The sequence below is a fragment of the Anaeromyxobacter sp. genome, assembly GCA_016718565.1.
Taxonomy (GTDB): domain Bacteria; phylum Myxococcota; class Myxococcia; order Myxococcales; family Anaeromyxobacteraceae; genus JADKCZ01.
Window position 1 is genome coordinate 457147 of sequence record JADKCZ010000003.1, and the last position, 26504, is coordinate 483650.

Here is a 26504-nt window from a genome sequence, read left to right on the forward strand (position 1 = left end):
CCGGCGCGCCCCCCCGGTGTTACCTTGGGACCGATGCGCAGCGTCTCGGTGGAGTCCAAACTGGTGCTGGCGGTGGCCACCCTCTCGCTGGCCGCCGGCGTGGCCGGGGCCCAGCTGGTGGGCCACCACTTCGAGCGGAAGGTGGAGGAGGTGGGGGGGCACGTGCTCGGCGCCGCCGCCGAGGCCTTCGCCCTGCAGCAGCGGGCCGAGGTGGAGAAGCTCTCGGCCACCCTCGACGCCCTGCAGGCCTCGGCCGAGCTGCGGGCCGCCTTCCTGGCCGCCGACCGCCCGGCCCTGCTGCGGCTGACCGCGCCGCTCCTCGAGACCATGCGGGAGCGCAGCCGCATCACCCACTGGTACTTCTACACGGCCGAGGCGGCCCCGCGGGTCTTCCTCCGGGTCCACCGGCCCGGGCTGCACGGCGACGCGCCGCCGCGCGCCACCATCCGGCGCGCCATCGAGACCGGCGAGCAGGGGGCTGGCCTGGAGCTGGGCAAGACCGCCTTCGCCCTGCGGGTGGTCCACCCCTGGTACGTGGACGGCCGCCTGGTCGGCTACATGGAGCTGGCCGAGGAGGTGGACCACTTCCTCACCGCCATGAAGGGGCGCACCGGCGACGAGTACGCCCTGATGGTGCTCAGGAAGTACCTCGACCCGGTGGCCTGGGCGGCGATGGTGGGCCCCCGGGTCGGCCGGTGGGACTCCAGCGCCGAGGCGCTGGTGGTCAACGCCACCAGCGGCGACGACGGCATCCTGGAGTGGCGCGGCGACGTCGAGGCGCTGGAGGCCGACGGGCTGTTCCTGGGCGAGGTGGAGCACCGCGAGCGCGCCTTCATCCGCGGGGTCTTCCCGGTGCAGGACGCCGCCGGCCGCCGCGTCGGGGCGCTCTTCGTGGTGCACGACTTCACCGGCCACCACCGGGCCATGCGCGAGGGGCGCGGCTACGCCCTGGCGGTGCTGCTGGCGATGTCGCTGCTGGCCGCGACCGGGGTGATGGTGGTGGCCCACCTGCTGGTCTTCCGGCGGCTGGCCCGGCTGCGGGCCCGCCTGGAGCTTCGCGCCACCTCCATCACTCCCGCCGGCCAGGCCGGCCCCATGACCGGCCACGACGACCTGTCGCGCCTGGAGGTGCTCTTCGACCGGGCGCTGGGCGAGGCGCGCGGGCCGCCGAGCCGGCCGCCCGACCAGCCCCGCTAGGCCCCCGCGGTGCTCCTCCCCGGCCAGCCCATCGTCACCCTCGAGCGGGCCAGCGTGACGCTGGGCGGGGCGCCGGTGCTGCGCCGGGTGAGCCTGGCGCTGCGGGCCGGCGACCGGCTCGGCGTGCTGGGGGCCAACGGGTCCGGCAAGTCCACGCTGCTCCGGCTGCTGCGCGGCGACCAGTGGCTCGACCCGCTCCGGCCGGGCCGGCGCACCTTCCACGTGCCGGACGACCCGCAGCAGAGCCCCATCGGCGCCAGCGAGCGGATGGCCACCTGCGGCCCGGAGGACCAGGACGCCTACGCCCGCAAGGAGCTCGACCTGCCGGTGGAGGCGGTGATCCGCTCCGGGCTGGACGGCGCCCTCTACCCGGCGGATGGGCCGACCCCGGCCCGCGCGGCGCGCGTGCTGGCGGCGGCCCGCGCCATGGGGGTCGAGCCGCTCCTGGGGCGATCCATCCTGTCCCTGTCGCGCGGCGAGGCGCGCGCGGCGCTGGTGGCGCGCGCCCTGGCCCCGGCGCCCGACGTGCTGCTCCTCGACGAGGTGTGCGACGGGCTGGACGCCGCGGCGCGGTCCCGGCTCCTGGCGCGGCTGGCCGCCGTGGCGGCCGGGGGCACCACGGTGGTGACCGCGGTGCACCGCGCCGAGGAGCTGTTCGAGGGGGTGGACCGCGCCCTCTGGCTGGTGGCCGGGCGGGTGGCGGCCGCGGGCGGGCGCGCCGAGGTGGTGGCGCGGTGGCGGGAGGCGTTCGGGAGAGACCGGGCGCGCCGGAGCTCCGAGGCGCCCCCTCACCCCGGCCCTCTCCCCCAGCGGGCTGGGGGAGAGGGTGAGCAGACCGTGGACCGGGCCCGCAGGCGCCCCCTCACCCCGACCCGCTCCCCCAGCGAGTTGGGGGAGCGGGAGAACAACCCGGGGCTCCCAGCCTTGCCGGGGGAGAGTGTGAGCACCGCGCGGCGCCCAGCCCTGCTCGCACTTCCGCCTGGAGAGGGGCACTCCAGGTCTGCTCCCTCTCCCCTCCGGGGAGAGGGCCGAGGTGACGGGATCCGGCGTCCGCCGGGTTCGCCCCCTCTCCCCTCCGGGGAGAGGGCCGGGGTGAGGGGGAGGTGCTGGCCCGACCTCTTCCGCCTCTCGGGCGTCACCGTCCTCGTCGATGGCCGGGCGGTGCTCGACCGGGTCAGCTGGCGGGTGCGGCGCGGCGAGGCCTGGGCGGTCACGGGCCCCAACGGCGCGGGCAAGTCCACCCTGCTGCGGCTGCTGGCCGGCGAGGAGCAGCCAGCCCGCGGCACCATCCACCGGCTCGACCTCGGCCCGCGCGCCGACGCCGCCCAGCTCCGGATCCGGCTCGGGCAGGTCTCACCGGAGCTGCAGGCGCGCCACCGCTTCGACGCCAGCGGCGCCGACCTGGTCCTCTCCGGCTTCGAGGGCACCATCGGCCTGGCCGGCGCACCCAGCGCGGGCCAGCGCCGGCAGGCCGCCGCCGCGCTCGCCGGGCTGGGCCTGGCCCGGCTGGCCAGGCGGCGCATCCTCACCTGCTCCTACGGCGAGCTGCGGCTCCTGCTGCTGGCGCGGGCGCTGGCCCCGGCGCCCGACGTCCTCCTCCTCGACGAGCCGTTCGCGGGGCTGGACCCCCGGGCCCGCGCCATCCTCGGCGCCGCCGTGGAGCGGGCCGTGCGCGCCGGCGTCGGCCTGGTGCTGGTGACCCACCACGAGGACGAGGTGCCTGCGGTGGTGCGCCGTCGGGCCAGGCTGGAGGGCGGCCGGCTGGTCGAGACCTGAGCGCCCGGGGCGCCCCCGCCGGACGCCCATCGCGCCGCCGGCACCGCCCGTCGGCCACCCCGGCGCGGCCCAGCCGCCCCCGCCGGAGCCGGGGCGCGGGCCGACCGGCTTCGGCCCACCTGGCGGTGGCTCAGCTCCGGCTCACCCGGATGGCGTCGGCCAGCTCGTTCTGCGGCGCGGCCGCCGCGGCGTCGCGCGGGAAGTGCTCCGCCAGCCGGGCGCCACAGCGCGAGATGGCCTCCTCGAAGCCCTGGCCGGGCGCGCCGCGGCGCAGGCCCCCCGCCAGCGCCCGCACCGCCTCGTCCCAGCCGGCCTCGCCCATGCGGGCGTGGATGCCGTGGTCGCCGAGCACCACCGCCTCGTGCTCGAAGAGCGAGGCGAACACCAGCACGCCGGTCCCCTCGGCGGTGCGGTGCAGGCCGTGCTCGTGGAAGGCGCGCAGCGCGCGGGCCCGGGCCGCCTGGTCCATGGCGCGGCGGCCCACCAGCAGCCGCTCCAGCGGGTCCCACATGGCCAGCAGGGCCCCCAGGCCGCCCGCCGCCGCCTGCAGCAGCGGCAGCTCGGCCAGGGTGAGCGGCAGGTCGAGCAGCAGCACCACGAAGGTGGCCAGCCCGGCGCCCAGCAGCGCGCCGCGGAAGCGCGCCTCCGGGTAGGCGTCGCTCTTCTCGACCACCACCGGCACGATCTGGCCGCGCGAGCCGGCCTCGGCCTGCCGCACCGCCTGGTTGACGCGCCCGCGCGCCGCCTCGTCGAAGAGCTGGGTGACGTCCATGCCGCCTCCTACCAGGAGCCCGAGCTGCCGCCGCCGGAGAAGCCCCCGCCGCCGCCGCCCCAGCCACCACCACCGCCGCCGCCACCCCAGCCGCCGCCCCGGTCCCGGCCCAGGCCGCCCAGCAGGCCACCCAGCACCGCGCCGGTCACGAACGAGCCGCCGCCGTCGTGCAGGCCGCGGCGCCGCCGCCCGCTGAACCCGAAGAACACGGCCCGCAGGATCAGGAAGAGGATGAAGAGCCCCACGAAGCCCAGGCCGGAGCGGCGCCCGCCCTGGCTCGGCCGCGAGGCCTGCCGGCGCGCCTCCTCGGGCGCCAGCGCCCCGGTGGCGGAGAGGATGCCCAGGCCGGCGTCGTAGAGCCCGTCGCCGTAACGCCCCTGGCGGAAGGCCGGCGCCATCACCTCCCGCACCAGCCGGGAGGCCTGCGCGTCGGTCAGCAGCCCCTCCAGGCCGCCGCCCACCTCGATCCGCATCTTCCGGTCGTCGCGCGCCACCACCACCAGCACGCCGTCGTCGCCGGCGGCGCTGCCGAGCTTCCAGGCCTCGGCCACCCGGATGGAGAAGTCCTCGATGGGATCCCCGTCCAGCGAGGGGACGAGCAGGAACTGGAGCTGGACCCGCTGGCCGCCCTGGCCCTCCAGCCCGGCGCGCGACAGCGCCTCGAGCCGGCTCCGCTCGGTGCGCGAGAGCAGCCCGGCCTCGTCCACCACCGGGCCGGTCAGGCTGGGGACGGGCGCCGCGGCCGACAGGGCCAGCAGCGCCGCCAGGGCGAGGGCGCTCATCGGCCCGTCAGAACTTCACGGCGGGGGGCTTGGCGGCGTCCGGCGCGGTGGCCTGGAACTGGGCCTTGGGCTGCTTCTTGTAGAACATCGAGTTGGTCCAGCTGGTGGGCGGCACGGTGACCAGGTCGTTGAAGGCCTGCACCGTCTCGATGAAGCGGCGGCGCGCGATGGCGATGCGGTTCTCGGTCCCCTCCAGCTGGGCCTGCAGGTCGCGGAAGGCGCCGTCGGCCTTGAGCTGCGGGTAGGCCTCGGACACCGCCAGCAGCCGGCCGAGCGCGCTCTTGAGCTGGCCCTGGGCCTCCTCGAACTGCTTGAGCCGCTCCGGGGTGAGGTCGTTGACGGTCAGGGTCACCGAGGTGGCCTTGGCGCGGGCCTCCACCACCGCCTCCAGCGTCTCGCGCTCGTGGGCGGCGTAGCCCTTCACCGTGGCCACCAGGTTCGGGACCAGGTCGGAGCGGCGCTGGTACTGGTTCTCCACCTCGGCCCAGGCGCCGCTGACGGCGTTCTCGGCCTGGGGGATGGACTGGACGCCGCAGCCGGCCAGCAGCACGGCGGCGGCGAGTGGGACGGCGAGGCGGGTGGTGGTCATGGTGTGGTTCTCCCCCGGAAGCCATACTGCGACAATGAGAAAGTTATGAATCATCACCTTCACTATATGAGCACTCCGCCGGGCCTGCGAAGGACCCGGCTCAGGGTCGCCGGTCCACCGCCACCACCCGCGCGGTCCACGGGCACCACTGCCGCACCGTGCCGAGCCAGTAGGGCAGGTCGGCCTGGACCGAGCTCGGGCAGGCGTCGCACAGCTCCACGGTGACGTCGGCGAAGGCCGGGGTGGCCGGGTCGGGGTGGAAGCTCCACTGGTCGTCGCAGTCGGCGCCGGCCCTGAGATCGAAGACCGGGATCCGCGCCGGGGCCGCGCCGGTGCGCATGGCGTCGGCCTGGTCGGCGAAGGCGCCGCTGCTGGTCCAGAGCTTGACCGCCTGGGTGCAGACCTCGAGCGTGACGAAGGCGCCCCCGCTCCGGCTGGTGCAGCTGGCGCCGGGGTCGGGGACGCACTGGCCCGCCACGCAGCCCAGCCCGCCGCCGCAGGCGCGGCCGCAGCGGCCGCAGTGGTCCACGTCGGAGGCCACGTCGATGCAGATGCCGTCGCACTCCACCAGCGGGCGGGGGCACGGCTCGGGGGTGCAGCCGGCCAGCGGCGCGGCCAGCGCGGCGGCCAGGGCCGCGGCCAGCAGCCCGGGGCGCGAGCCCGGGCTCGGGTGAGCCGGACGGTGGGCGCCGGCGGCGCAGGGACTGGCGAGGGGAGCCACACGGGGAGCGTAGCCGGGAACCCGCGCCTGCGTGGTAGACCACTCGGGTCCTGACACGGGAGGGCGGCGCCATGGGACGCCTCGGACGGGGTGACGCAGGGCCGGGCGCGGCGGGCGGGCGGGGCGCCGGCGGCGTGGTGGTGAAGTTCGAGCCCTTCTACCGGGTGGTGCGGCGCATCCCGCGCGGGCGGGTGGCCACCTACGGGCAGGTGGCGGCCCTGGCCGGGCGGCCGCGCGGGGCGCGCCTGACCGGGTATGCGCTGGGGGCGCTGCGCACCACCGTGAACGACGTGCCCTGGCAGCGGGTGCTGGGGGCGCGCGGCCGCGACCGGGCCGGGGTCTCGCTCAAGGACCCGATCGGCGCCGGCGTCCAGCAGGCGCTGCTGGAGCGCGAGGGCGTGACCTTCGACGCCCGCGGCCGGGTGGACCTCGCCCGGTTCGGCTGGCGGCCCCGCCGCCGCTGAGGGGGCCACCGCCGACCGCGGCGGCGGCGGCGCCGGCCCGGCGGATCCCGGGCCGACCCTGCCCTACCCCACCGGCGTGGGCTTCACGTGCCAGATCTCCTCGGCGTACTGGTGGATGGTCCGGTCGGAGGAGAACTTGCCCGAGCGGGCCGTGTTGAGGACGGCCATGCGGGTCCACTCGTCCTGGTCGAGCCAGGCCTGCGACACGCGGTCCTGGCAGGTGCAGTAGGCGGCGAAGTCGGCCAGGCAGAGGTAGGGGTCGCCGCCGTCGAGCAGCGCGTGGACGATGGGCCGGAACAGGCCGGGCTCGCCGGGCGAGAAGGTCTCGCCGGCCAGGGCGTCGAGCACCGCCTTGATGCGCGGGTCGCGGTGGTACCAGTCCCACGGGCGGTAGCCGCGCTGGCGCAGCGCCTGCACCTCGTCCACCGTCAGCCCGAAGAGGAAGAAGTTCTCCGCCCCCACCTCCTCGCGGATCTCCACGTTGGCGCCGTCCAGCGTGCCGATGGTGAGCGCGCCGTTGAGCGTGAACTTCATGTTGCCGGTGCCGGAGGCCTCCTTGCCGGCGGTGGAGATCTGCTCCGAGAGATCGGCGGCGGGGTAGATGCGCTCCCCCAGGCTGACGCGGAAGTTGCGCAGGAAGGCCACCGCCAGCCGCCCCTGCACCGCCGGGTCGCCGTTGACCACGTCGCCCACCGAGTTGATGAGCTTGATGATCTGCTTGGCCATGGCGTAGCCGGGGGCCGACTTGCCGCCGAACAGGTAGCTGCGCGGCGGCGGCCGGTAGGTCGGATCGGCCTTCATGCGCAGGTACTCGTGCGCCACCCGCAGGATGGCCAGGAGCTGCCGCTTGTACTCGTGGATGCGCTTCACCTGGACGTCGAAGATGGAGTCCAGGTCGAGCGTCAGGCCGTTCTCCACCCTGACGATCTCGGCCAGCCGGGCCTTGTTCTCCCGCTTGATCTCCCGGAAGGTCCGGCGGAACCCGGCGTCGGCGGCCAGCGGCTCGAGCTTCCTGAGCTCGTCGCCGTCGGTGATCCAGCCCGGGCCGATGACCTCGGTGAGGGTGCGGGCCAGCTCGGGGTTGGAGGCCAGCAGCCAGCGGCGCGGGGTGACGCCGTTGGTCTTGTTGTTGAACTTCTCCGGCCAGAGCCGGTCGAAGTCGTGGAACAGGTGCGCCTTGAGCAGGTCGGTGTGCAGCGCGGCCACCCCGTTGACGGAGTGGGAGCCCACCACCGCCAGGTTGGCCATGCGCACCTGCTTGCCGTGGCCCTCCTCGATGAGCGACATGCGGGCGATGGCGGCCTCGTCGGCCCGCCCGGAGGCGCGGCACTCGGCCAGGAAGCGGCCGTTGATCTCGTAGATCAGCTCGAGGTGCCGCGGCAGCACCCGGCCGAAGAGGTCGACGCTCCAGCGCTCCAGCGCCTCGGGCAGCAGGGTGTGGTTGGTGTAGCCGAAGGTGGCCCGGCACAGCTCCCAGGCCTCGTCCCAGGGCAGGACGTGCTCGTCCACCAGCACCCGCATCAGCTCGGCGATGGCGATGGCCGGGTGGGTGTCGTTGAGCTGGATGGCCACCTTGTCCGGGAAGTTGCGGAAGCCCTCGTTGACCTTGAGGTGGCGGGCCACGATGTCGTGGATGGAGCAGGAGACGAAGAAGTACTGCTGCTGCAGGCGCAGCTCCTTGCCCATGACGGTGAGGTCGTTGGGGTAGAGCACCTTGGAGATGTTCTCCGAGAGGTCCTTCTCCTCCACCGCGCGCAGGTAGTCGCCGGCGTTGAAGTCGGCCAGGTCCAGCTCCTGCGAGGCGCGGGCCCGCCACAGCCGCAGGGTGTTGACGTTGCCCGGGCCGTAGCCCGCCACCGGCACGTCGTAGGGCATGCCCATGACCTTGCGGCCGTCCACCCAGCGCACCCGCCGGCGCCCCTGCTCGTCGATGAAGGCCTCGGTCCGGCCGTAGAGCCGGATGGGCACCTGGGCCTCGGGGCGCGGGATCTCCCAGGCGCAGCCGAAGCGCAGCCACTCCTCGGGCCGCTCCACCTGGTAGCCGTTGCGGATCTCCTGGTCGAAGATGCCGAACTCGTAGCGGATGCCGTAGCCGTAGGCCGGCAGCGCCAGGGTGGCCATGGAGTCGAGGAAGCAGGCGGCCAGGCGGCCCAGGCCGCCGTTGCCCAGGCCGGCGTCCGGCTCCTGCGCCAGCAGGTCGGTCAGGTTGAGCCCCAGGTCGGAGAGGGCCGCCTTCATGTTGGCGTGCAGCCCCAGGTTGATGAGGTTGTTCTCCATCAACCGCCCCATGAGGAACTCCAGGGACAGGTAGTAGACGCGCTTGGCGTCGCGCTTGTAGTAGGTCTGCTGGGTCTGGATCCAGCGCCGCATCATGCGGTCGCGCACCGTGTGGGCGGCGGCGAAGTAGCGGTCCAGCCTGGTGGCGGTGTGCTCGTCCTTGCCCTGGGAGTACTGCAGGTGGTCGGCGAAGGATCGCTTGAGGGCGTCGGCGTCGGACGCGGTGCGGGCGTTCGGCAGGTCGCGCGAGCGCTCCAGCGCCTTGGCCTCCTCGGTGCGCCCGCCCGTCCCCTTCTTCGTCGCTGCCATGCGCTGACTCCTTCACCGTGGGTCCGGCCCGCCGCCGGCGCCGGAAAGGCGGGAGTCTACCCCGGGTTCGGCGCGGACGCTGCGGCCAAGGGGCGGGGGGCGGGTTGGCGGTTTTTGCACCTGGCGGTCGGGCACGGAGGACGACGCCGGGCGAGGGGGTGGGTGCGCCGCCCCCTCCCGCCAGCCCGCCAGCCGCCTCACGTCATCGGCGGCGCCGCCGGGCCCGCGCGCTGGCCACCAGCCCCTCCCCGAGCGCGAGCACCGCGGCCCGCCGGTTGTGGATCCTGCAGGCACAGCGAAGGTTGAGCACCTCGGTCGGGCCTCCGATGGCCTGCGGAACGAGGTGGTCGAGCTCGACCTGCCAGCTGGAGCCGCACACGCCGCCCGTGTCGAGCGGCCACTGGCAGCGGTCCCCGTCGCGGAGCCGGACCTCGCGCTCGATGGCGGCGGGGAGGCCGGGGCGCTCGGTGGTCGGGGTCGGGGTCGAGGTCGGGGTCGGGGTCGGGGTCGAGGTCGAGGTCGGGGTCGGGGTCGGGGTCGGGGTCGGGGTCGGGGTCGGGGTCGGGGTCGGGGTCGGGGTCGGGGTCGGGGTCGGGGTCGAGGTCGGGGTCGGGGTCGGGGTCGGGGCCGGGGTCGGAGTGGCGACCGCCGTTCGGGGCCGCTTCACGAGAGTCTTTCGCCTCGACTGCTTCTCCAGGAGCAGGTCGAGCGCCGCCTCGAGCGCCTGCTCCATGGAGGCGCGGGGCATGGAGTGCGAGAGGCCGGTCCGGACGGCGGCGAGCTTGTCGAGGAAGCTGGCCGAGACGGTGAGGTGGAGGCGCCGCAGCTCCGAGGTCACCGGCTCGATGTCAGCGCGCGCAGCCCTGGTGGACAGGATTGTTCCAGCTTCGTGCGCACGAAGTGGCGCGGAGCTGGCTGGCGCCTTGGCTGGTGGCAGGTCGCCCGCTCCGACGGCGACCACCTCCACCGTCGGAGGCGCGAGGGCGAACTCGGCCGCCGCCATCGACGGTGGCTCGCGCCGGGGTGCCACCATCGTCACGACTTCTCGTCGCGGAGGGTCAGGCTGCGGACGGAGTGCGGCGGTGATCTCCCTGGCCTCCCGGGCCGAGCAGCCGAGGTACCGCGGGAGCACCATCGCCTCGTTCTCGGCGGTCAGCACCCTCGCCAGCTCGCCAACCGCCGACAGGCACAGCCGCCCGTCGCGGAGCGCCACCTCGACGGCAGCGGAGCGGGGCAGGAGCCTCGCGGCAGAGCTCCGCAGGTACGCCGCCCCGTTGGACAGCCCGAGCTCCCGAGTCAGGAACGCGAACAGGCTGGCGTGGCCGAGCCGCTCCCAGCCGCGGCGCCGATCGAAGTCGGCCAGGGCGAGGAGGAAGTCGGCGGCCGCCTCGCGCTCCCGACCGAGGAGGTGGACCAGGTCGTCCCGGTGGGTCCGGGCTTCGGCGAGGGTAGCGGGTGGGACGAGGTCGCCGAAACCCTTGGCCCCCCAGGGGCTCTCCGGCTCGCGGGCGAGCGGAGGGAAGGCGCTGCCCCGTGCGTGAACGGGGGCGAGAAAGGGGCCTGCGACTTGGCGGGCGGACCAGTGGACCGGTGCGTTCATGCACCGATGGTCTCATGCGTTCCGGAGCCCTCCTGGAACGCACGCATTCGCGCGCTGGCTGCACCGGCGACGGCACCCCTCCGCGACCCCGCCAGCGCGGGCGCGCGCGCGCCAGGCGAGCCCCAGCGCTGCGAGGGGCCTCCTCCTGCACGAGCATGTCAGCGCAAGTGCTCGATGGTCGAAATCGCGTCAAGCGTTTCCGGCGATTCAGACCGCCGGAACCCAACTGGGACAGCGAATTCCGGCTTGGTCGAGGTCTCCGTCGACTTCGCGTCGAGGTCGCGGTCGGGGTCAGCGCGCGGCCAGCCGGTTCGGGCTACGCTCCCGGCCTGCTCCTCCACCCACCGGCCCCGCATGCACCCCCTCCCGCACTCGCTTCGCTGGCCGCTCGTCGCCATCGCCCTCTTCCTGGCGCTCGGCGCCATCCCGGCCGGCGTCGCCTTCGTGCTCAGCCCGGACGGCTCGCTGGTCGGAATGCCGCTCGCCGTGCTGGGCGGCACGCCCTTCGACGACTTCCGCCTCCCAGGGCTGGTGCTGGCGACGGTGGTCGGCGGCAGCACCCTCGCCGCCGCGGGCCTGGTGGCGTCGGGCTCCCGTCGCGCGGCCGATGGGGCGCTGGTGGCCGGCGCCGTCACGCTGGGCTGGATCGCCTTCCAGGTGCTGCTCATCGGCTACGTCAGCCGGCTCCAGCCGCTGGTGGCGCTGCTCGGCCTCGCGCTGGTCTGGCTGGCCTGGCGAGCGCGGGCTCGGGCGTAGCAGCCTCGCCGCAGGCCTGGCCGCGGTCAGGGAGGGTACGGCGTCCCATCCTTGTGGACGTACCTGCTCCCCCCAGTGTACCGGCCAGCCGTGAAGGCCAGGTCGAGATCCGGGTACTCGCCCCGGTCGCGGTCGTCGCGGTTGCTCACGGCCAGGAACCGGGCCGGGGCGGACGAGCGGTTCTGCAGGCAGTGGCCGTTCCTGCTCCCGGCCGGGAAGGCGGCGCAGTCGCCGGCCCGAACCACCTGCTCGCCCTCGTCGGTCACCAGGACCAGCTCGCCCTCGAGCATCCAGAGGAACTCGTCCTCCTCGGCGTGCCAGTGGCGCTGGCTCGACCAGGCGCCCGGCGGCAGGGTGCACTCGGACACGCCGAGCCGGGTCAGGCCGCCGGCCTCGCCGAGCCGGCGGAAGGTGCGGGCCCGGCACGGGGCGTCGAAGGGGGCCGGGTACTTGCTGCCGGTGAGCACGGGGAGCTGCTCGCGATCGATGACGGGCATGCGACACACCTCGGTGGCGCGCGGCGCGCGCCGGGCTCGGGCCTCACCCCTTCTTCAGCGCCGCCGCCAGCTCGGCGTAGAGGTGGATGGCGCTGCGGATGCCGCGCTGGAAGTCGCCCAGGTGCAGGCTCTCGTTCTCGGAATGGGCGTTGGAGTAGGGGTCCTCCACCCCGATGAGGATGGCCGGTGCGCCGCCGAGCGCCTTGGCGAACGGCTCGACGAAGCCGATCGAGCCGCCGCAGCCGATGGCCAGGCCGGGCCGCCCGAACCCCTTCTCCAGCGCCCGGAAGGAGGCGGCGAAGGCCGGGTGGTCCAGGTCGGTGAGCCAGGGCGGGCCGCAGGTCTCGACGTGCACCTTGAGCTCCAGCCCCCAGGGCACCGCCGCCCGCAGCGCCGCCACCAGCCGCTCGCGCACGTCGTCCGGGTCCTGGTCGGGCACCAGCCGGATGCCCACCCGGGCCCAGGCCACGTCGTTGATGATGTTGCGGGCGTCCTTGCGGGAGGAGGCCTGGAAGGCGTTGATCGCCAGCGACGGCTGCCACCAGTTCTGCTCCAGCGGGTGGCGCCCGCCGAGCAGCTGCACCCCGGGGCGCACCTTGGCCTGCCGCCGGAAGTCGTCCTCGGTGATGGGCAGGGCGGCGATGGCGTCCGCCTGCGCCCTGCTGAGCGGCCGCACCCGGTCGTAGAGGCCGGGGATGGCGATGCGCCCGTCCGGCTCCACCAGCGTGGCCAGCATGCGGCACAGCGCCATGGCCGGATCCGGCACCGGGCCGCCCCACATGCCGGAGTGGACCGACTGCCCCAGGGCCCGCACCTCCACGTCCACCGTCACCAGGCCGCGCAGCGCCACGGTGATGGAGGGGACGCCGGTGTCCACGTTGCCGGTGTCGGTGAGGATCATGGCGTCGGCGTCGAGCCGGGCCCGGAACTTCTGCAGGAAGGCGGTGAGGTGCTCGGAGCCGGTCTCCTCCTCGCCCTCGATGACGATCTTCACGTTGAGCGGCAGCTGCTTGGCGCCGCGCACCCAGGCGTCCACCGCCGCCACGTGGGTGAGGATGCCGGCCTTGTCGTCGGCCGCGCCGCGGCCGTAGAGCCGCCCGTCGCGCTCGCTGGGCTCGAAGGGCGGGCTCTTCCAGGCCTCCAGCTCGCCGGCCGGCTGCACGTCGTGGTGGGCGTAGAGCAGGACGGTGGGCGCCGCCGGGTCCACGATGCGCTCGCCGTAGACGTAGGGGTGGGCCCCCTCCACCTCCAGGACCTCCACCTTCTCGAAGCCCCGCCGCTTGAGCAGCTCCGCCACCGCGGTGGCGCTGCGGACCACCTCGGTGGCCGGGAAGCCCTGGAAGGAGACCGAGGGAATGCGGACGAGCCGCTTCAGCTCGTCGAGGTAGATGGCGGCGTTCTTCTCGTAGTGGGCCAGGGCGAGGTCGACGGGCTGTTCGGGCATGGTCCGGGATATAAGGGAGCCGATGGCCCGATCAGGTCCCCTTCGGGAGGGTCGCCGCGCCGCGCTCCAGCAGGCGCTGGGCGTGACCCGGGTGGCGCGCCTCACCGGGCTCGACCGGGCCGGGGTGGAGGTGGCGGCGGCCATCCGGCCCGGCGGCCACGTCCTGCAGACCTGCGCCGGCAAGGGCGAGACCTGGCCCCAGGCCGTGGCCGGGGCGCTGGCCGAGACCGCCGAGCTGTGCGCCGCCGAGCAGCCCCTGGCCCTGGTGCACGGCACCGCCGCCGAGCTGCGGCAGCGGTTCGGCGCCCGCGGGGTGGTGGGTCCGGCCGACCTGGCCCCCGCCCTGGCCACCCCGGGCTGGGACCACATCCGGCTGGCCTGGCGCGCCGCCGACGACCTGGCCACCGGCCACCCCTGCCTGGTGCCGGCCCACGCCGTGCATTGCCCGCCCGAGGGAGCCGAGCCGCTCGGGCCGGCGGTGGTGCCCTGGACCTCCAACGGCATGGGGGCCCATCCGCGCCGCGAGGCCGCCCTGCTCCACGCGCTGCTGGAGGTCTGCGAGCGGGACCAGCTGGCGCGCGCGCTGCCGCGGGGCTTCACGCCGGCCGCGGTGCGCACCCGGCTCCTCGCGCCGGGGTCGCTGCCCCGGTCGGCGCCGCGCACCGCCGCCTGGGTGGCCCGGCTCGCGGCGCGCGGCTTCCAGGTCCACCTGCTCGACGCCACCGCCGCCCTCGGCCTGCCCTGCGCCGCCGCGGTGCTGGTGGATCGGGAGGGCGGTCCGGTGCCGGTGGCGGCCGGCTACGCCTGCCGGCTGGGGCGCGACGAGGCGCTGCTGGCGGCGCTGCTCGAGGCGGCCCAGTCGCGGCTCACCGAGATCCACGGCGCCCGCGAGGACGTGCTGCACGACGACCGCGCCGCCGCCCTGCCGCTGGCCGCCCGGCTGGCCCGCGCCCGCCCGGCCCGCCGCGCCGCGGCGCTGCCCGACCTCTCGGCCCCCGACCCGCGCGCCGCCCTGCGCCTGGTGCTGGAGCGGCTGCGCCGCGCCGGCCTGGCGCGGGTGGCGGCCTCGGACCTGGCCGCCCCCGCCGGCCTGTGCGTGGTGAAGGTGCTGGTGCCCGGCCTCCTGCGCTCGGAGCTCCTCGGATGAGCCGCCCGCCGCCCTCCCCCCGGCCGGTCCGCCCGGCCGCCCGCCCCCGCGCCGCCGACCTGGTGGTCTTCCTGGGCCCCTCGCTGCCGGCCGCCGAGGCGCGCCGCCTGGCGCCCTGCCGGGTGCTGCCGCCGGCCCGGGCCGGCGACCTCTTCGCCGTGCTGCCGGAGCGGCCGCTGGCCATCGCCCTGGTGGACGGGGTCTTCGAGGCGGCGCCGTCGGTGTGGCACCACGAGCTCCTGGCGGCCCAGGCGGCCGGGGTCCAGGTGTTCGGCGGCGCCTCCATGGGCGCCCTGCGGGCGGCCGAGCTGGCCCCCTACGGCGTGGTGGGGGTGGGGCGCATCTTCGGCTGGTACCGCGACGGGGTGCTGGCCGACGACGCCGACGTGGCGCTGCTGCACGCCGGGCGGGAGCAGCGGTGGCGGCCGCTCTCGGTGCCGCTGGTGGACGTGCGCGCCGCCGCGCTGGCCGCGGTGGCCGGCGGCCTGTGCACCGGCCGCGAGGGCCGGCGGCTGGTGGCGGCGGCGGCGGCCCTCTTCTACCAGGGGCGCACCTGGCCGGCGGTCCTGGCGGCGACGCGCCTGCCCGCGGCGGCGCGCCGGCGGCTGGCGGCCTGGCTGCCGCGCGCCCCCTCGCAGAAGGCCGAGGACGCGCGCGCCACGGTGGCCGCCGCCGCCGCCTTCGCGGCCGCCCGGCGCGCCGGGGCCCCGGCCCCGCCCCCGGTCGCGCTGCCGCCCCTGCCCTCCCACGCGCGGCGCCTGCGCCTCGCCACGGCCCGCTCGGTGCGCCCGGATGGGCGCGGCGTGCCGTCCGGCCGGGTGCTCCGGGCCCTGTCGCGCCGGCCCGACGCCGACCGGCTGGCGGCGCAGGGGCTGCGGCGCGGGCTGCTGGCCGCGCTGGCCCGCTCGCTCGGCGTGGCGGTGGATGCCGCCGCCCGGGCCGAGGCGGAGCGGCGCTGGCTCTCGCCGCTGGGCGTGGCCCCGGCGGAGCGGGCCGGCTTCCTGGCGGCCTGCGGCCTCGACGAGGGCGCCGCCGGCCGGCTGGTGGAGGACCTGGCGCTGGAGGCCGCGCTGCTCGAGGCCGCAGGCACCGTGCTGCCCGACGGCCCAGGCCGCCTGGAGGGGCTGGCGCTGGGGGCCCGGCTCACCGGCGCCTGGGTCGAGGCGCTGGGGGGAAGCCCGCCCGCCGCGGCCAGGCGCCGGCCGCGCGCCGGCCCGGGACGGCGCGGCTGAGCGGATCCGCCGGAAGGCCGGGCCGCCGGACCGCCGGACCGCCGTCGCCGGCTACTGCCGCCGGAACCAGAGCGCCTGGCGCGCCACCGGCTCGGCCTTGCGCTCCAGCGCGGCCAGCTGCGGGCCGGTGAGGGGCGTGAAGGCGCGGGCGATGGCCACGTCCTCCTCGAGCTGGGCGACGGAGTCGACACCCACGATGACGGTGGAGACCGGCTGCGACAGCACGTAGCGCATGGCCTCCTTCATGGTGAGCGTGCCGCCGCGGGTGGCCTTGACCGAGGCGCGCTGCTGCTCGGGCGGGGGCGGCTGCCAGCCGGCCAGCAGCCGGCCGCGGGCCGGGATCTTCATGCCGATGATCCCCAGCTCCCGCTCCACCGCCAGCGGGAGCAGGTCCTTCTGGAAGGGCAGGTGGTGCGGATCGGCGGCGTTGAACGCCATGAGGACGCAGTCGAAGGGGAAGCGCCGGATGGCCTCGGCCAGCACGTCCGGGTCGGTGTGGCCGGAGAGGCCGAGGAAGCGGGTCAGCCCCTGCGCCCGGGCCCGCTCGAAGGCCTCCAGGGCGCCGCCCTTGGCGCACACCGCCTCCACGTCGGCCATGGTGCCCATGGCGTGCAGCTGCCACAGGTCGACGTGGCTGGTCTGGAGGAGCTCGAGCGACTGGTCGAGGAGCCGCAGCGACCCGTCGCGGGTCCGGTCGTGGGTCTTGGTGGCCACGAAGACCTGGCCGCGCCGCCGCTTCAGCACCTGCCCGACGTAGCGCTCGCTCCAGCGGGCCTCGCCGCCGTAGCGGGCCGAGGTGTCGAGGTAGTTCACGCCGAGGTCGAGGGCCCGCTCCAGGATGGGCAGCGCCACCGCCTCGTTGTCCGGCTGCTCCAGCGCCGCCTGGCACCCCAGGCTGAAGAGGCCGACCCGGTGCCCGGTCCGGCCCAGGTTGCGGGTGGGCATCGAGCCGGCGGTGGCCGGGTTCCAGGGGCCGGCGGCCGGGCGCGGCGGCCGGGCCTCCGCCTCGTCGCGGGCCAGGGCCCGGCTCCCCACCGCGCCGAGCGCCGCGGCGGCGCCGAGCTTGAGGAGATCGCGGCGGCGCAGGGCGCCGGGGGGCGCGGGCTTCTTGGTGGCCATGGGGCACCTCGGTGGCGGGCCGGAATCGTGGCACGCCTGCGGCGGCTGGCTCAAGGCCCCGGCGGCTCCTCGGAGAGCGCGCCGGTGCGCCAGCCCAGCCGGATGGAGCCGACCCGGAGCGCCAGCGCGGTGAGCACGCCGGCGGTGGCGGCCAGCCGGGTGGTCTGGCCGGCCAGGCCGTCCACCAGCACGAAGACCGAGCAGCCGGCCACCGCCGCCACGGCGTAGAACTGGCCGGGCTTGAAGAGGAGCGGCTCGTCGCGCACCAGCACGTCGCGCAGCAGCCCGCCCCCCACCGCGTTGACCGTGCCCACCAGCACCGCCGAGAGCGGCGGCAGGTCGAGCAGCAGCGCCTTCTGGGCGCCGTAGACCGCGTAGAGCCCCAGGCCGACGGCGTCGGCCAGCAGGATGCCGAGGCGCAGCCGGTCGAGGTAGCGGGCGAAGAAGACGCCCACCGCGGCCCCCACCAGCACCACCGCCAGGTAGCGGCCGTCGCGCAGGGCGGCCGGGGGCCCCGCCTGCAGGAAGAGGCCGTCCCGCAGCAGCGCGCCGCCCAGCCCGACCACCAGCGCCAGCACCACCGCGCCCACCAGGTCGTAGCGCTTCTGCCGGGCCGCCATGGCGCCGGTGGCGGCGAAGAGCCCGACGGCCGCGAGGTCGACGGCCAGCGGCAGCTGGAAGGGGAGATCCTGCACGTCGGCGGGATACCACGCGCCCCTTCCGCGAACCACCCGGGGCGAGGCGCGGTCGCCCAGTGCGCGCCGCCACCGCCGTCGCCGGGCCCGGCCGCGCCGGCCGGTTGCTGGCGAGCCCTCGCGCCCCGTGTTAACGGGATGCCCGGAGGTCCAGCCGACGCATGAACGTGCTCAGCGCCCGCCTGCAGGTCATCCACTCCGCCGACGCCGGGGCCCAGGGCCGGGTCTACGCGCTGGGCGCCGACGAGGTCTCGCTGGGGCGCGAGGCCACCAGCACCATCGTCATCGCCACCGAGCAGGCCTCGCGCCAGCACGCCCGCATCGTGCTGGTGGGCGAGGCCCACCTGCTGCAGGACCTCGGCTCGACCAACGGGACCTTCGTCAACTCGAAGCCGGTCACCGAGCAGCGGCTCCAGCCGGGAGACGTGCTGCGCATCGCCTCCACGGTGATGAAGTACCTGGTCGAGCCGTAGCTCAGAGCATGCCGAGCTGCAGCCTGGCCGCCTCGCTCATGCGCGAGGGGTCCCAGGGCGGGTCGAAGACCAGCTCCACGTCGGCCTGCTTCACGCCCGGCACCGAGAGGCACTTGCGGCGCACGTCGTCCACCAGCACCGGCCCCACCCCGCAGCCCGGCGCGGTGAGCGTCATGTGGACCAGCACGCGGTGGCCGCCCTCCACCGGCTCGCTGGCCACCGAGTAGATCAGCCCCAGCTCCACCACGTTGGAGGGGATCTCCGGGTCGTAGACGTCCTCCAGCGCCTTGAGCACCTTGGCCTCGTCGAAGGGTCCCTCCAGCGAGGTGGCGCGGGCCTCGGCGGCCGCCCTGGCCTCGGCCACGTACTTGTCGCCGAGCGCGTCGGCGTCCTCGCCGGCCACGCGCAGCAGCTGGCCGCGGTCGTTCATGAGCGTGAAGCTGCCGCCCAGCGACTGCTGCAGCACCAGCCAGGCCCCCTCGGGCACCAGCGCCACCTCGCCCTGCGGGATGAGGGTGGCCTCCACGCTGCGCAGCAGGATGACGGGCTCGCGGGCCATGGCGGGGCTCCTACTCGGTGGAGGTGGCGGCGTCGCCCTTGAGGGCGGCGCGCAGGGTGTGCCAGGCCAGGCTGGCGCACTTCACCCGGGTGGGGAACTCGTGCACCCCGCCGAAGACGGCCAGCTTGCCCAGGGCCTCCAGGTCGGGCGCGGCGCCCGGCCCCTCGGTGACCAGGGCGTGGAAGACCTGGAACATGGCCTCCACCTCCTCGGGGCGCTTCCCCTTCACCAGGCCGGTCATGACCGAGGCCGAGGCCCGGCTGATGGCGCAGCCGGTGCCGGTGAAGTGGACCTCGCGGATGGCGCCGTCCGCCACCCGCGCCTGGACGTCGAGGTGGTCGCCGCACAGCGGGTTCAGCCCCTCGGCGTGGTGGGTGGCGTCCGGCAGCGGCCCGAAGTTCCGGGGCCGCTTGCCGTGGTCCAGGATCACCTCCTGGTAGAGGTCGGTGAGCTCGCTCACGAGAAGATCTTCCTGGCGGCGTGCAGCGCCCGCACCAGCGCCTCCACGTCGGCGCTGGTGTTGTAGAGGGCGAAGGAGGCCCGGCTGGTGGCCGGCACGCCGAGCCGCTTCATGAGCGGCTGGGCGCAGTGGTGGCCGGCGCGGATGGCCACCCCCTGCCGGTCCACGATGGTGGCCAGGTCGTGCGGGTGGACGTCGCCCATGAGGAAGCTGAGCGCGCCGGCCCGGCGGCGCGGCGTGCCCACCAGCCGGACGTCCGGCAGGGCGCGCAGCGCCTCCTCGGCCTGGGCCAGCAGCGAGGCCTCGTGGGCCGCCACCGCCGGCAGCCCCACCGCCGAGAGGTAGTCGAGCGCCGCCGCCAGGCCGATGGCGCCGGCGATGTGCGGCGTGCCGGCCTCGAACTTGTACGGCAGCTCGTTGAAGGTGGTCTTCTCGAAGGTCACCGAGCGGATCATGTCGCCGCCGCCCTGCCAGGGCGGCATGGCGAGCAGGTGCTCGCGGCGCCCCCACAGGACGCCGATGCCGGTGGGGCCGTACACCTTGTGGCCGCTCCAGACGTAGAAGTCGGCGCCCATGGCGCCCACGTCGGCGCCCAGGTGCGGCATCCCCTGGGCCCCGTCCACCAGCACCGGGATGCCGCGGGCGCGCGCCAGGGCGATGACCTCGGCCAGCGGGGTCACCGTGCCCAGCGCGTTGGAGACCTGGGTCACCGCCAGCAGCCGGACCCGCGGCCCCAGCAGCCCCTCCAGCGCGGCCAGGTCGAGATCGCCGGCGTCGTCGATGGGGGCCGGCACCACCCGGGCCCCCTTCTCGGCGCAGAGCAGCTGCCAGGGCACGATGTTGGAGTGGTGCTCGAGCGTGGTGACCACCACCTCGTCGCCCGGGCCGACGCGCTGCCGCCCGAAGGTCTGGGCCACCAGGTTGACCGCCTCGGTGGCGCCGCGCACGAAGATCACCTCGCGCGGATCGGCCGAGAGGAACCTGGCCACCGTCCGGCGCGCCCCCTCGAAGGCCTTGGTGGCCCGCTCGGAGAGGGCGTGCACGCCGCGGTGCACGTTGGCGTTGTCCCGCTCGTAGTAGCGGGCCACCGCGTCGATGACGGCGCGCGGCTTCTGGGTGGTGGCGGCGTTGTCCAGGTAGACCAGCAGCCGGCCGTGCACCTCCTGGTGCAGCGCCGGGAAGTCGGCGCGCAGCCGCGCCACGTCGAGGGGCGGGGGCGCGGCGCCTGCGGCGGGCCCGGGCGGCGGGGCGGCGGCCAGGGGCGGGGCCGCGGGCGGCCGGGCGCTGGTGGGGAGGCCGCTCACGCCGCCTCCAGGAGCCTGAGGCCGCCGGGCAGCCGGCCGGCCACCAGCTCGCGGGCGCGGGCCCGCAGGGGCTCGGGGCGCACCATCTCCACCAGCTCGGCCGCGAAGGCGTAGATCAGCAGCGAGCGGGCCGCCGCCTCGTCCAGGCCGCGCGAGCGCAGGTAGAACATGGAGGTCTCGTCGAGCCGGCCCACCGTGCCGCCGTGGCCGCACTTCACGTCGTCGGCCAGGATCTCCAGCTGCGGCCGGGTGTCGACGGTGGCGTCGTCGGAGAGCAGCAGGTTGGAGTTCATCTGGCGGGCCTGGGTCTTCTGGGCCCCCGGCAGCACCCGCACCAGCCCGGTGAAGACCCCGCGGGCGTGGCCGTCGAGGATGCCCTTGAAGGTCTCGGTGGTGGTGCAGCGGGGCGCGGCGTGCTCCACCACCGACAGGTGGTCGGAGAGCTGCCGGCCGCCGCACAGCGACAGGCCGGAGAGGTGGCACTCGGCCCCCTCGCCGGCCATGCGGGCGTGCACCTCGGCCCGGGCCACCAGCCCGCCCAGCGAGAGCGAGTGGGAGAGGAAGCGGCTGCCGGCCGCCTGCTCCACGTGCAGCGAGGCCAGGTGGTAGGCCAGCAGGCCGTCCTCCTGGAAGCGGTAGTGGTCCACCCGGGCGCCCTCCTCCAGCACGATCTCGGCCACCGGGGCGGTCAGGTAGGTCTCCTCGTCCGGGCCCAGGTAGTGCTCCACCACGGTGCACAGGGACCCCTGGCCGGCCAGCACCAGGGTGCGCGGGAAGGCCGCCACCGCGCCGCCGGGCGCGCCGCCCACGTGGATGATCCGGATGGGCGGGGCCACCGCGGCGCCGGCCGGCAGGTGCAGGAAGGCGCCGTCCTCGAAGAGCGCGGCGCTGGCGGCCACCAGGGCGGCCCCCTCGGGCCGGGCCAGGCGGCCCAGGTGCGGCTGGACGTGGCCGGGGGCCTCGCGCAGGGCCTCGCCCAGCGAGAGCAGCGTGGCGCCGGCCGGCAGCCCGGCGCGGCGGGTCAGGTCCGGCCGGTAGCGGCCGTTCACGAAGACCAGGCGCGGCCCCTCCAGCTTGCCGGCCCGGGCCAGCAGGGCCGGCAGGTCCGGCCCGGCCGCGTCGGGGCGGTGGCGGGCCAGGGTCAGCGCCGAGAGCGGCGCCAGGCTGGTGTAGCGCCAGGCCTCCAGGCGGGTGGTGGGCAGGCCGGCGGAGCGGAAGGCGGAGAGGCCGCGCAGCCGCGCCTCGACCAGCCAGGCGGGCTCGCCGGCGGTGGGGGTGAAGGCGGCGGCCAGGCTCTCGGAGGCCGGGGTGACGGTGGCGGCGACGGTCACGGCCGGCCCCGCGACTCGGGGCGCGGCGCGGCGGGCGAGAGCGCCAGCGGCGGCTTGTCGCCCACCCAGGCGTAGCCCGTCTTCTCCAGCTCCAGGGCCAGCTCGCGCCCGCCGCTCTTGACGATGCGACCGGCCGCCATGACGTGCACCACGTCCGGGGTGATGAGCTCCAGGAGGCGCTGGTAGTGCGTCACCAGCACGATGGCGCGATCCGGCCGGCGCAGCGCGTTGACGCCCCTGGCCACCACGCGCAGCGCGTCGATGTCGAGCCCCGAGTCGATCTCGTCGAGGATGGCCAGGCGCGGCTCGAGCACCGCCATCTGGAAGACCTCGTTGCGCTTCTTCTCGCCGCCCGAGAAGCCCTCGTTGACCGAGCGCGAGCCGAAGGCCGGGTCGAGCTCGACCAGCTTCATCTTCTCCTTGGCCATGGTGAGGAAGTCCATGGCGTCCAGCTCCTCCTCGCCGCGGGCCCGCCGGATGGCGTTGAGGGCGGTCCGGAGGAAGTAGAGGTTGCCCACCCCCGGGATCTCCACCGGGTACTGGAACCCCAGGAAGACGCCCTTGGCGGCCCGCGCCTCGGGGGCCAGCGCCAGCAGGTCCTCCCCGGCGTAGGTGGCGGCGCCGCCGGTCACCTGGTAGGCGTCGCGGCCGGCCAGCACGCTGGCCAGCGTCGACTTCCCGGAGCCGTTCGGCCCCATGATGGCGTGCACCTCGCCGGCCCGCACCGTCAGGTCCAGCCCCTTCAGGATGGGCCGGTCGCCCACGCTGGCCGTCAGGCCCTTGATCTCCAGCAGCACCGCCCCGCTCATCCGACGCTCCCTTCCAGCGACAGGCCGAGCAGCTTCTGGGCCTCCACGGCGAACTCCATGGGCAGCTCCTTCAGCACCTGCTTGGCGAATCCGTTGACGATCATCGACACCGCGTCCTCCTGGGAGAGGCCGCGCTGCCTGCAGTAGAACAGCTGGTCCTCGCTGATCTTGGAGGTGGTGGCCTCGTGCTCCACCGTGGCGGTGCGGTTCTTCACCTCGATGGAGGGGAAGGTGTGGGCCCCGCACTGGTCGCCGATCAGGAGCGAGTCGCACTGCGAGTAGTTGCGGGCGCCGGTGGCGCCCTTCTGCACCTTGACCAGCCCGCGGTAGGTGTTCTGGCCGCGCCCCGCGCTGATGCCCTTGGAGACGATGGTGGAGCGGGTGTTCTTGCCCACGTGGATCATCTTGGTGCCGGTGTCGGCCTGCTGGCGGTGGTTGGTGAGGGCCACCGAGTAGAACTCCCCCACCGAGTCGTCGCCCAGCAGCAGCACCGAGGGGTACTTCCAGGTGATGGCGCTGCCGGTCTCCACCTGGGTCCAGCTGATCTTGCTCTTGCGGTGGGCCGCGCCGCGCTTGGTGACGAAGTTGTAGATGCCGCCCTTGCCCTCGGCGTCGCCCGGGTACCAGTTCTGCACGGTGGAGTACTTGATCTCGGCGCCGTCCCTGGCCACCAGCTCGACCACCGCGGCGTGCAGCTGGTTCTCGTCGCGCATGGGGGCGGTGCAGCCCTCCAGGTAGGAGACGTAGGCCCCCTCGTCGGCCACGATCAGGGTCCGCTCGAACTGGCCGGTGTCCTTGGCGTTGATGCGGAAGTAGGTGGAGAGCTCCATGGGGCAGCGCACGCCCTTGGGCACGTACACGAAGCTGCCGTCCGAGAAGACCGCCGAGTTGAGCGCCGAGAAGAAGTTGTCGGCCGGCGGCACCACCGTGCCGAGGTGCTGCTCGACGAGCGCCGGGTGCTCCTTCACGGCGTCGGAGAAGGAGCAGAAGACGATGCCCTTCTCGGCCAGCTTGGCCTTGTAGGTGGTGGCCACCGAGACCGAGTCGAAGACCGCGTCGACCGCCACCCCGGCCAGCCGGAGCTGCTCCTCGAGCGGGATGCCGAGCTTGGCGAAGGCCCGCTTCAGCTCCGGGTCGACCTCCTCCATCGACCCGAGCTGCTTCTTCGGCCTGGGCGCCGAGTAGTAGACGATCTCCTGGTAGTCCGGCTTCTTGTAGGCGACCTTGGCCCAGGTCGGCTCGGTGAGGGTGAGCCAGTGGCGGTAGGACTTGAGCCGCCAGGCCAGCATGAACTCCGGCTCGCCCTTCTTCCTCGAGATGAGCCGGATGACGTCCTCCGAGAGCCCCTTGGGGATGGCGTCCGACTCGATGTCGGTGACGAACCCGTACCGGTACTTCTGCTCGGTGAGGGACTTGAGCTGCTCGGCGGTGGTCATGTCAGGTCACTCCGGGGACGACCGGGAGGGCGGTGGCGGGGACGCCGTCGCGGGCGGCGACGGCCAGGCGGTAGGGGCCGATGGAGGAGAGCGGCAGCTTCTGCAGGGCGCCGTGCACGGCGCGCGACACCGGGTCCCAGCTCCCCTTGGCCGGGCAGAAGGGCTCGATGCCGCACGGCGCACCCAGCGGCGTGCCGCACTCGGTCAGCGCGATGGGCCCCTCCAGCGCCTCCACCACCTCGGCCACCGAGATGGTCTCGGCGCTGCGGGCCAGGGCGTAGCCGCCGTGCCGGCCGCGGTGCGAGGACACCAGGTGGGCGCGCGACAGCTCCTTGCAGAGCTTGGAGACGGTGGGGAGCGGCACCCGGGAGCGGTCCGCCAGCGCCTGCGCCGTGAGGGTGCGCTCGCTGCGGGCCAGGTGCGCCAGGAGCACGATGGCGTAGTCGGTGAGCTTGCTCATCCTGATCATCCGGAACCTCCGCCCTCGGCCGTTGGCTGGAGAGAGCCATCGTGGACCGAAAAGGTCCAGATGCCGGTTGATCTAAAGACGGTCGTCTCGGATTTCACGACCTTGGAGCGGACGATCTAGCCCCGTTTGGGGCTGTTCGGCTCCACGCCGGGCAGCCCGACCGCTGCCAGGGCGCGCGGCGGGGCCACCGGCTCACGGCCGCCCGATCACCATGGCTCCGTCCAGCGTCTGGCGCCCGACGTCCAGGTAGAAGTGGCCGTCGGCGATGGTCAGGCCCACCTTCTGGCGCCGCTCCTCCAGCTTGGCGAGCTCGCGGACCAGCTCGTCGGGCAGCGCGGCCAGCTCGGCCTTGGCCACCCGCTCCGGCCGGCCGGTGCGGGCCTCGGCCAGGAAGGACTCCAGCCGCCGCACCGAGTCGAAGAGCACCGCCACCCGCGCCCCGCCGCCGCGGGCGCAGTCCTTCTCGATGCGCGCCACCTCGGGCCGGCCCACCCGGCACAGCAGGGTGCGGGTGCTGCCGTCCGGGCCGAGCGCCAGCAGGTCCGGCTCGTCGGGATCGCAGATGCCGGGGCCGAAGGTGATGGTCTCCTCCCACTGCCAGCAGAACGCCAGCAGCCGGAGCCAGAGCCGCTCGGCGGTCTCCGAGGGGTGGCGCGCCGCCTTGATGGCCAGGTCGCGATCGACGCCGCGGTCGACGTGCGACAGGTGGACGTCGAAGTGGTGCAGGGTGGAGGGGAGCGCCATGTGGCCGTCTATCGCCCATGTGCGCCTCTTTGGCCAGCCCGTCCCACCGCGGAGGGCTATCGGCCCACGCGGGCTTCGCCGTAGCATCGGCGGCTCGAGGCGCCGGACCGCCGCCGCCCGGGGAGGTATCGATGAGGACGCTCCTGCTCCTGCTGGCCCTCGCGCCGACGCTGGCGCTGTCGCAGGCGGTCCAGCCCACCGCGCCGCCCGGGGCCTTCGCCCGCTCGGTCGAGGCCCAGCCCGAGGGCGGCCTGCTGGCCCCCCCGGCCGAGGCCGCCCCGAGCGGTGACCGCGACCTCGTGGTCCCGGCGCCGCCCGGGCCGCCGCCCAGCGCCACCGAGGTCGCGGCCGCCACCTTGCCCGTCCCGCCGGCGCCGCCCGCCGCCGAGGCGCCCTACCCGCAGTGGGGCTTCGACGTGGGGGTGGGCGTGCCGCAAGGCGCGCAGGTGTCGGTGCTCTACCGCCCCCTGCCCTGGGTGCGGCTCGGCCTGGGCCCGTCGTGGGACTACGCCGGCTGGGGCGTGCACGGCGGCGCCACCCTGACGCCCCTGCGCTGGGCGGTCTCGCCGACCCTGGGCGTGGAGGCCGGGCGCTTCTTCCGGCTCGACGTGACCAGGTTCGCCTCCGGGGTCTCCGCCGAGACCAGTCCGCTCCTCGAGCGGATCCAGGTCCAGTACCTGGCGGCGCTGCTGGGGCTGGAGTTCGGGTCGCAGCGCGGCTTCGCCTTCGCCCTGCGCCTCGGCCTCACCTGGATCGAGGCCGACTCCGACGGCACCGGGTCCTTCACCGGGACCGGCGGCACCAACGGCTCCAACAGCGCCGAGGTGACGGTCACCGACCCCACCTTCCGCGTCGCGGCCCCCACCCTCCAGCTGGCCTTCCAGTACTTCTTCTAGGAGCGACCGCCATGAGACGACTCGCGCTCGCCGCCCTGCTGCTCGCCACCGCCTGCGGGAAGCCGCTGTTCTACGCCGAGGTGGAGATCCCGCACGCCTCGGTGAAGGTGCCGCAGCAGGAGTTCCCGTCCACCCAGAACCCCAACCCCGTCGACCTGTGCCCCGACGGCGCCTCGGTCCCCGGCAACACCTGCCTGCAGAAGCTCATCGAGTACGACCTGGGCGACGACTTCCGCGACCTCACCAAGGACGCCACCAGCCTGGACCTGCGGCTCACCGAGCTGGCCATCGAGCTCTTGACCACCTCGGCGCTGGCCGACTTCTCCTCGGTGGAGCGGGTGCGGGTGACGGTGCAGGGCTTCGACCAGTCCCAGCCGCCGGTGGAGCTGGCCGCCTACACCCGGGTGCCGGGGGCGCCGCCGGCCACCCGCATCGCCGTGTCGGCCCGCGCCAACGTGGACATCGGCGCCTACCTGGAGGGCGGCATCGTCCGCGTCAACACCCTCATCGAGTACGACCGGGACATCCCGGCCTTCACGGCCGACGTGACCGGCCTGTTCTACCTGCGGGTGGTCATCGACTGGTGGGCGGCCAGCGGCCTGTAGGCGGCGGGGGGGGCGGCGCCGCGGCGGGGTCCCCGCGGGGC

The 26504-nt window shown here is 75.2% G+C and carries 26 protein-coding genes; 9 read left to right on the plus strand and 17 right to left on the minus strand.

Annotated features, from left to right (window positions below; genetic code table 11):
• Positions 1–33 precede the first annotated feature (33 nt).
• Both IPO09_12120 and IPO09_12125 read left to right on the plus strand, forming a co-directional pair.
• Positions 34–1197 carry a hypothetical protein gene (locus tag IPO09_12120; GenBank protein ID MBK9518076.1) on the plus strand — a complete coding sequence of 388 codons (1164 nt, stop codon included), beginning with the start codon at positions 34–36 and terminating at the stop codon, positions 1195–1197.
• 9 nt (positions 1198–1206) lie between these two features.
• Positions 1207–2973 (plus strand): ATP-binding cassette domain-containing protein, encoded by a 1767-nt coding sequence (locus tag IPO09_12125; GenBank protein MBK9518077.1) that lies wholly within the window; start codon positions 1207–1209, stop codon positions 2971–2973.
• A gap of 130 nt (positions 2974–3103) precedes the next feature.
• On the opposite strand, the gene IPO09_12130 is transcribed toward IPO09_12125, so the two are convergent.
• The 4 genes from IPO09_12130 to IPO09_12145 form a co-directional block, all read right to left on the minus strand.
• Positions 3104–3745: a hypothetical protein gene (locus IPO09_12130; protein ID MBK9518078.1), complete on the minus strand. Its 642-nt coding sequence runs from the start codon at positions 3743–3745 to the stop codon at positions 3104–3106.
• Positions 3746–3753: 8 nt separating this feature from the next.
• Complete coding sequence (locus IPO09_12135) at positions 3754–4527, minus strand: TPM domain-containing protein (protein ID MBK9518079.1); 774 nt, start codon at positions 4525–4527, stop codon at positions 3754–3756.
• A 7-nt stretch (positions 4528–4534) separates the two neighbouring features.
• Positions 4535–5116: a LemA family protein gene (locus IPO09_12140; protein MBK9518080.1), complete on the minus strand. Its 582-nt coding sequence runs from the start codon at positions 5114–5116 to the stop codon at positions 4535–4537.
• A gap of 100 nt (positions 5117–5216) precedes the next feature.
• Positions 5217–5837, minus strand: a complete 621-nt coding sequence (locus IPO09_12145) for a hypothetical protein (GenBank protein ID MBK9518081.1) — start codon at positions 5835–5837, stop codon at positions 5217–5219.
• Between the two features lie 71 nt (positions 5838–5908).
• Between IPO09_12145 and IPO09_12150 the strand changes: the two genes are divergently transcribed.
• Positions 5909–6301 (plus strand): MGMT family protein, encoded by a 393-nt coding sequence (locus IPO09_12150; protein MBK9518082.1) that lies wholly within the window; start codon positions 5909–5911, stop codon positions 6299–6301.
• Between the two features lie 63 nt (positions 6302–6364).
• Here IPO09_12150 and IPO09_12155 read toward each other — a convergent pair whose 3' ends face one another.
• Together IPO09_12155 and IPO09_12160 are read right to left on the minus strand one after the other, a co-directional pair.
• Positions 6365–8887, minus strand: coding sequence for a glycogen/starch/alpha-glucan phosphorylase (locus IPO09_12155; protein MBK9518083.1), 2523 nt, complete (start codon positions 8885–8887; stop codon positions 6365–6367).
• Positions 8888–9089: 202 nt separating this feature from the next.
• Complete coding sequence (locus tag IPO09_12160) at positions 9090–9725, minus strand: HNH endonuclease (protein MBK9518084.1); 636 nt, start codon at positions 9723–9725, stop codon at positions 9090–9092.
• A gap of 1116 nt (positions 9726–10841) precedes the next feature.
• Here IPO09_12160 and IPO09_12165 point away from each other — a divergent pair.
• Entirely contained in the window at positions 10842–11243 is a 402-nt protein-coding gene (locus tag IPO09_12165) for a hypothetical protein (GenBank protein MBK9518085.1), read from the plus strand.
• A 26-nt stretch (positions 11244–11269) separates the two neighbouring features.
• Here IPO09_12165 and IPO09_12170 read toward each other — a convergent pair whose 3' ends face one another.
• Positions 11270–11740, minus strand: coding sequence for a cupin domain-containing protein (locus IPO09_12170; GenBank protein MBK9518086.1), 471 nt, complete (start codon positions 11738–11740; stop codon positions 11270–11272).
• A 43-nt stretch (positions 11741–11783) separates the two neighbouring features.
• Positions 11784–13184 carry a M20/M25/M40 family metallo-hydrolase gene (locus tag IPO09_12175; GenBank protein ID MBK9518087.1) on the minus strand — a complete coding sequence of 467 codons (1401 nt, stop codon included), beginning with the start codon at positions 13182–13184 and terminating at the stop codon, positions 11784–11786.
• Between the two features lie 22 nt (positions 13185–13206).
• Here IPO09_12175 and IPO09_12180 point away from each other — a divergent pair, with 22 nt between their 5' ends.
• Together IPO09_12180 and IPO09_12185 are read left to right on the plus strand one after the other, a co-directional pair.
• The gene (locus IPO09_12180) at positions 13207–14331 is read left to right on the plus strand and encodes a YcaO-like family protein (GenBank protein MBK9518088.1); all 1125 of its coding nucleotides are present in this window, start codon (positions 13207–13209) and stop codon (positions 14329–14331) included.
• The gene (locus IPO09_12185; protein MBK9518089.1) at positions 14328–15563 is read left to right on the plus strand and encodes a hypothetical protein; all 1236 of its coding nucleotides are present in this window, start codon (positions 14328–14330) and stop codon (positions 15561–15563) included. Before IPO09_12180 ends, IPO09_12185 begins: the two co-directional genes overlap by 4 nt.
• A 51-nt stretch (positions 15564–15614) precedes the next feature.
• On the opposite strand, the gene IPO09_12190 is transcribed toward IPO09_12185, so the two are convergent.
• Positions 15615–16682: an aldo/keto reductase gene (locus IPO09_12190; protein MBK9518090.1), complete on the minus strand. Its 1068-nt coding sequence runs from the start codon at positions 16680–16682 to the stop codon at positions 15615–15617.
• A gap of 50 nt (positions 16683–16732) precedes the next feature.
• On the minus strand, positions 16733–17377 hold the full coding sequence (locus IPO09_12195) for a TRIC cation channel family protein (protein ID MBK9518091.1): 645 nt from the start codon (positions 17375–17377) through the stop codon (positions 16733–16735).
• A 161-nt stretch (positions 17378–17538) separates the two neighbouring features.
• On the opposite strand from IPO09_12195, the gene IPO09_12200 reads away from it, so the two are divergent.
• A complete protein-coding gene (locus IPO09_12200) occupies positions 17539–17850 on the plus strand; it encodes an FHA domain-containing protein (GenBank protein MBK9518092.1) in 312 nt (103 codons plus the stop codon).
• 1 nt (position 17851) lies between these two features.
• Here IPO09_12200 and sufT read toward each other — a convergent pair whose 3' ends face one another.
• The 7 genes from sufT to IPO09_12235 form a co-directional block, all read right to left on the minus strand.
• A complete protein-coding gene (sufT, locus tag IPO09_12205; GenBank protein MBK9518093.1) occupies positions 17852–18409 on the minus strand; it encodes a putative Fe-S cluster assembly protein SufT in 558 nt (185 codons plus the stop codon).
• A 10-nt stretch (positions 18410–18419) separates the two neighbouring features.
• Positions 18420–18869 (minus strand): SUF system NifU family Fe-S cluster assembly protein, encoded by a 450-nt coding sequence (locus IPO09_12210; GenBank protein ID MBK9518094.1) that lies wholly within the window; start codon positions 18867–18869, stop codon positions 18420–18422.
• The gene (gene sufS, locus IPO09_12215; protein MBK9518095.1) at positions 18866–20386 is read right to left on the minus strand and encodes a SufS family cysteine desulfurase; all 1521 of its coding nucleotides are present in this window, start codon (positions 20384–20386) and stop codon (positions 18866–18868) included. Before sufS ends, IPO09_12210 begins: the two co-directional genes overlap by 4 nt.
• Positions 20387–21500: 1114 nt before the next feature.
• Complete coding sequence (gene sufC, locus IPO09_12220; GenBank protein MBK9518096.1) at positions 21501–22313, minus strand: Fe-S cluster assembly ATPase SufC; 813 nt, start codon at positions 22311–22313, stop codon at positions 21501–21503.
• Positions 22310–23749, minus strand: a complete 1440-nt coding sequence (sufB, locus tag IPO09_12225) for a Fe-S cluster assembly protein SufB (GenBank protein ID MBK9518097.1) — start codon at positions 23747–23749, stop codon at positions 22310–22312. The genes sufC and sufB overlap by 4 nt, the downstream gene beginning before the upstream one ends.
• A gap of 1 nt (position 23750) precedes the next feature.
• On the minus strand, positions 23751–24218 hold the full coding sequence (locus IPO09_12230) for an SUF system Fe-S cluster assembly regulator (protein MBK9518098.1): 468 nt from the start codon (positions 24216–24218) through the stop codon (positions 23751–23753).
• Between the two features lie 192 nt (positions 24219–24410).
• On the minus strand, positions 24411–24962 hold the full coding sequence (locus IPO09_12235; protein MBK9518099.1) for a YaeQ family protein: 552 nt from the start codon (positions 24960–24962) through the stop codon (positions 24411–24413).
• A 131-nt stretch (positions 24963–25093) separates the two neighbouring features.
• Here IPO09_12235 and IPO09_12240 point away from each other — a divergent pair, with 131 nt between their 5' ends.
• Positions 25094–25858, plus strand: a complete 765-nt coding sequence (locus IPO09_12240; protein ID MBK9518100.1) for a hypothetical protein — start codon at positions 25094–25096, stop codon at positions 25856–25858.
• A gap of 11 nt (positions 25859–25869) precedes the next feature.
• On the plus strand, positions 25870–26463 hold the full coding sequence (locus IPO09_12245) for a hypothetical protein (GenBank protein MBK9518101.1): 594 nt from the start codon (positions 25870–25872) through the stop codon (positions 26461–26463).
• The last annotated feature ends 41 nt before the right edge of the window (positions 26464–26504 follow it).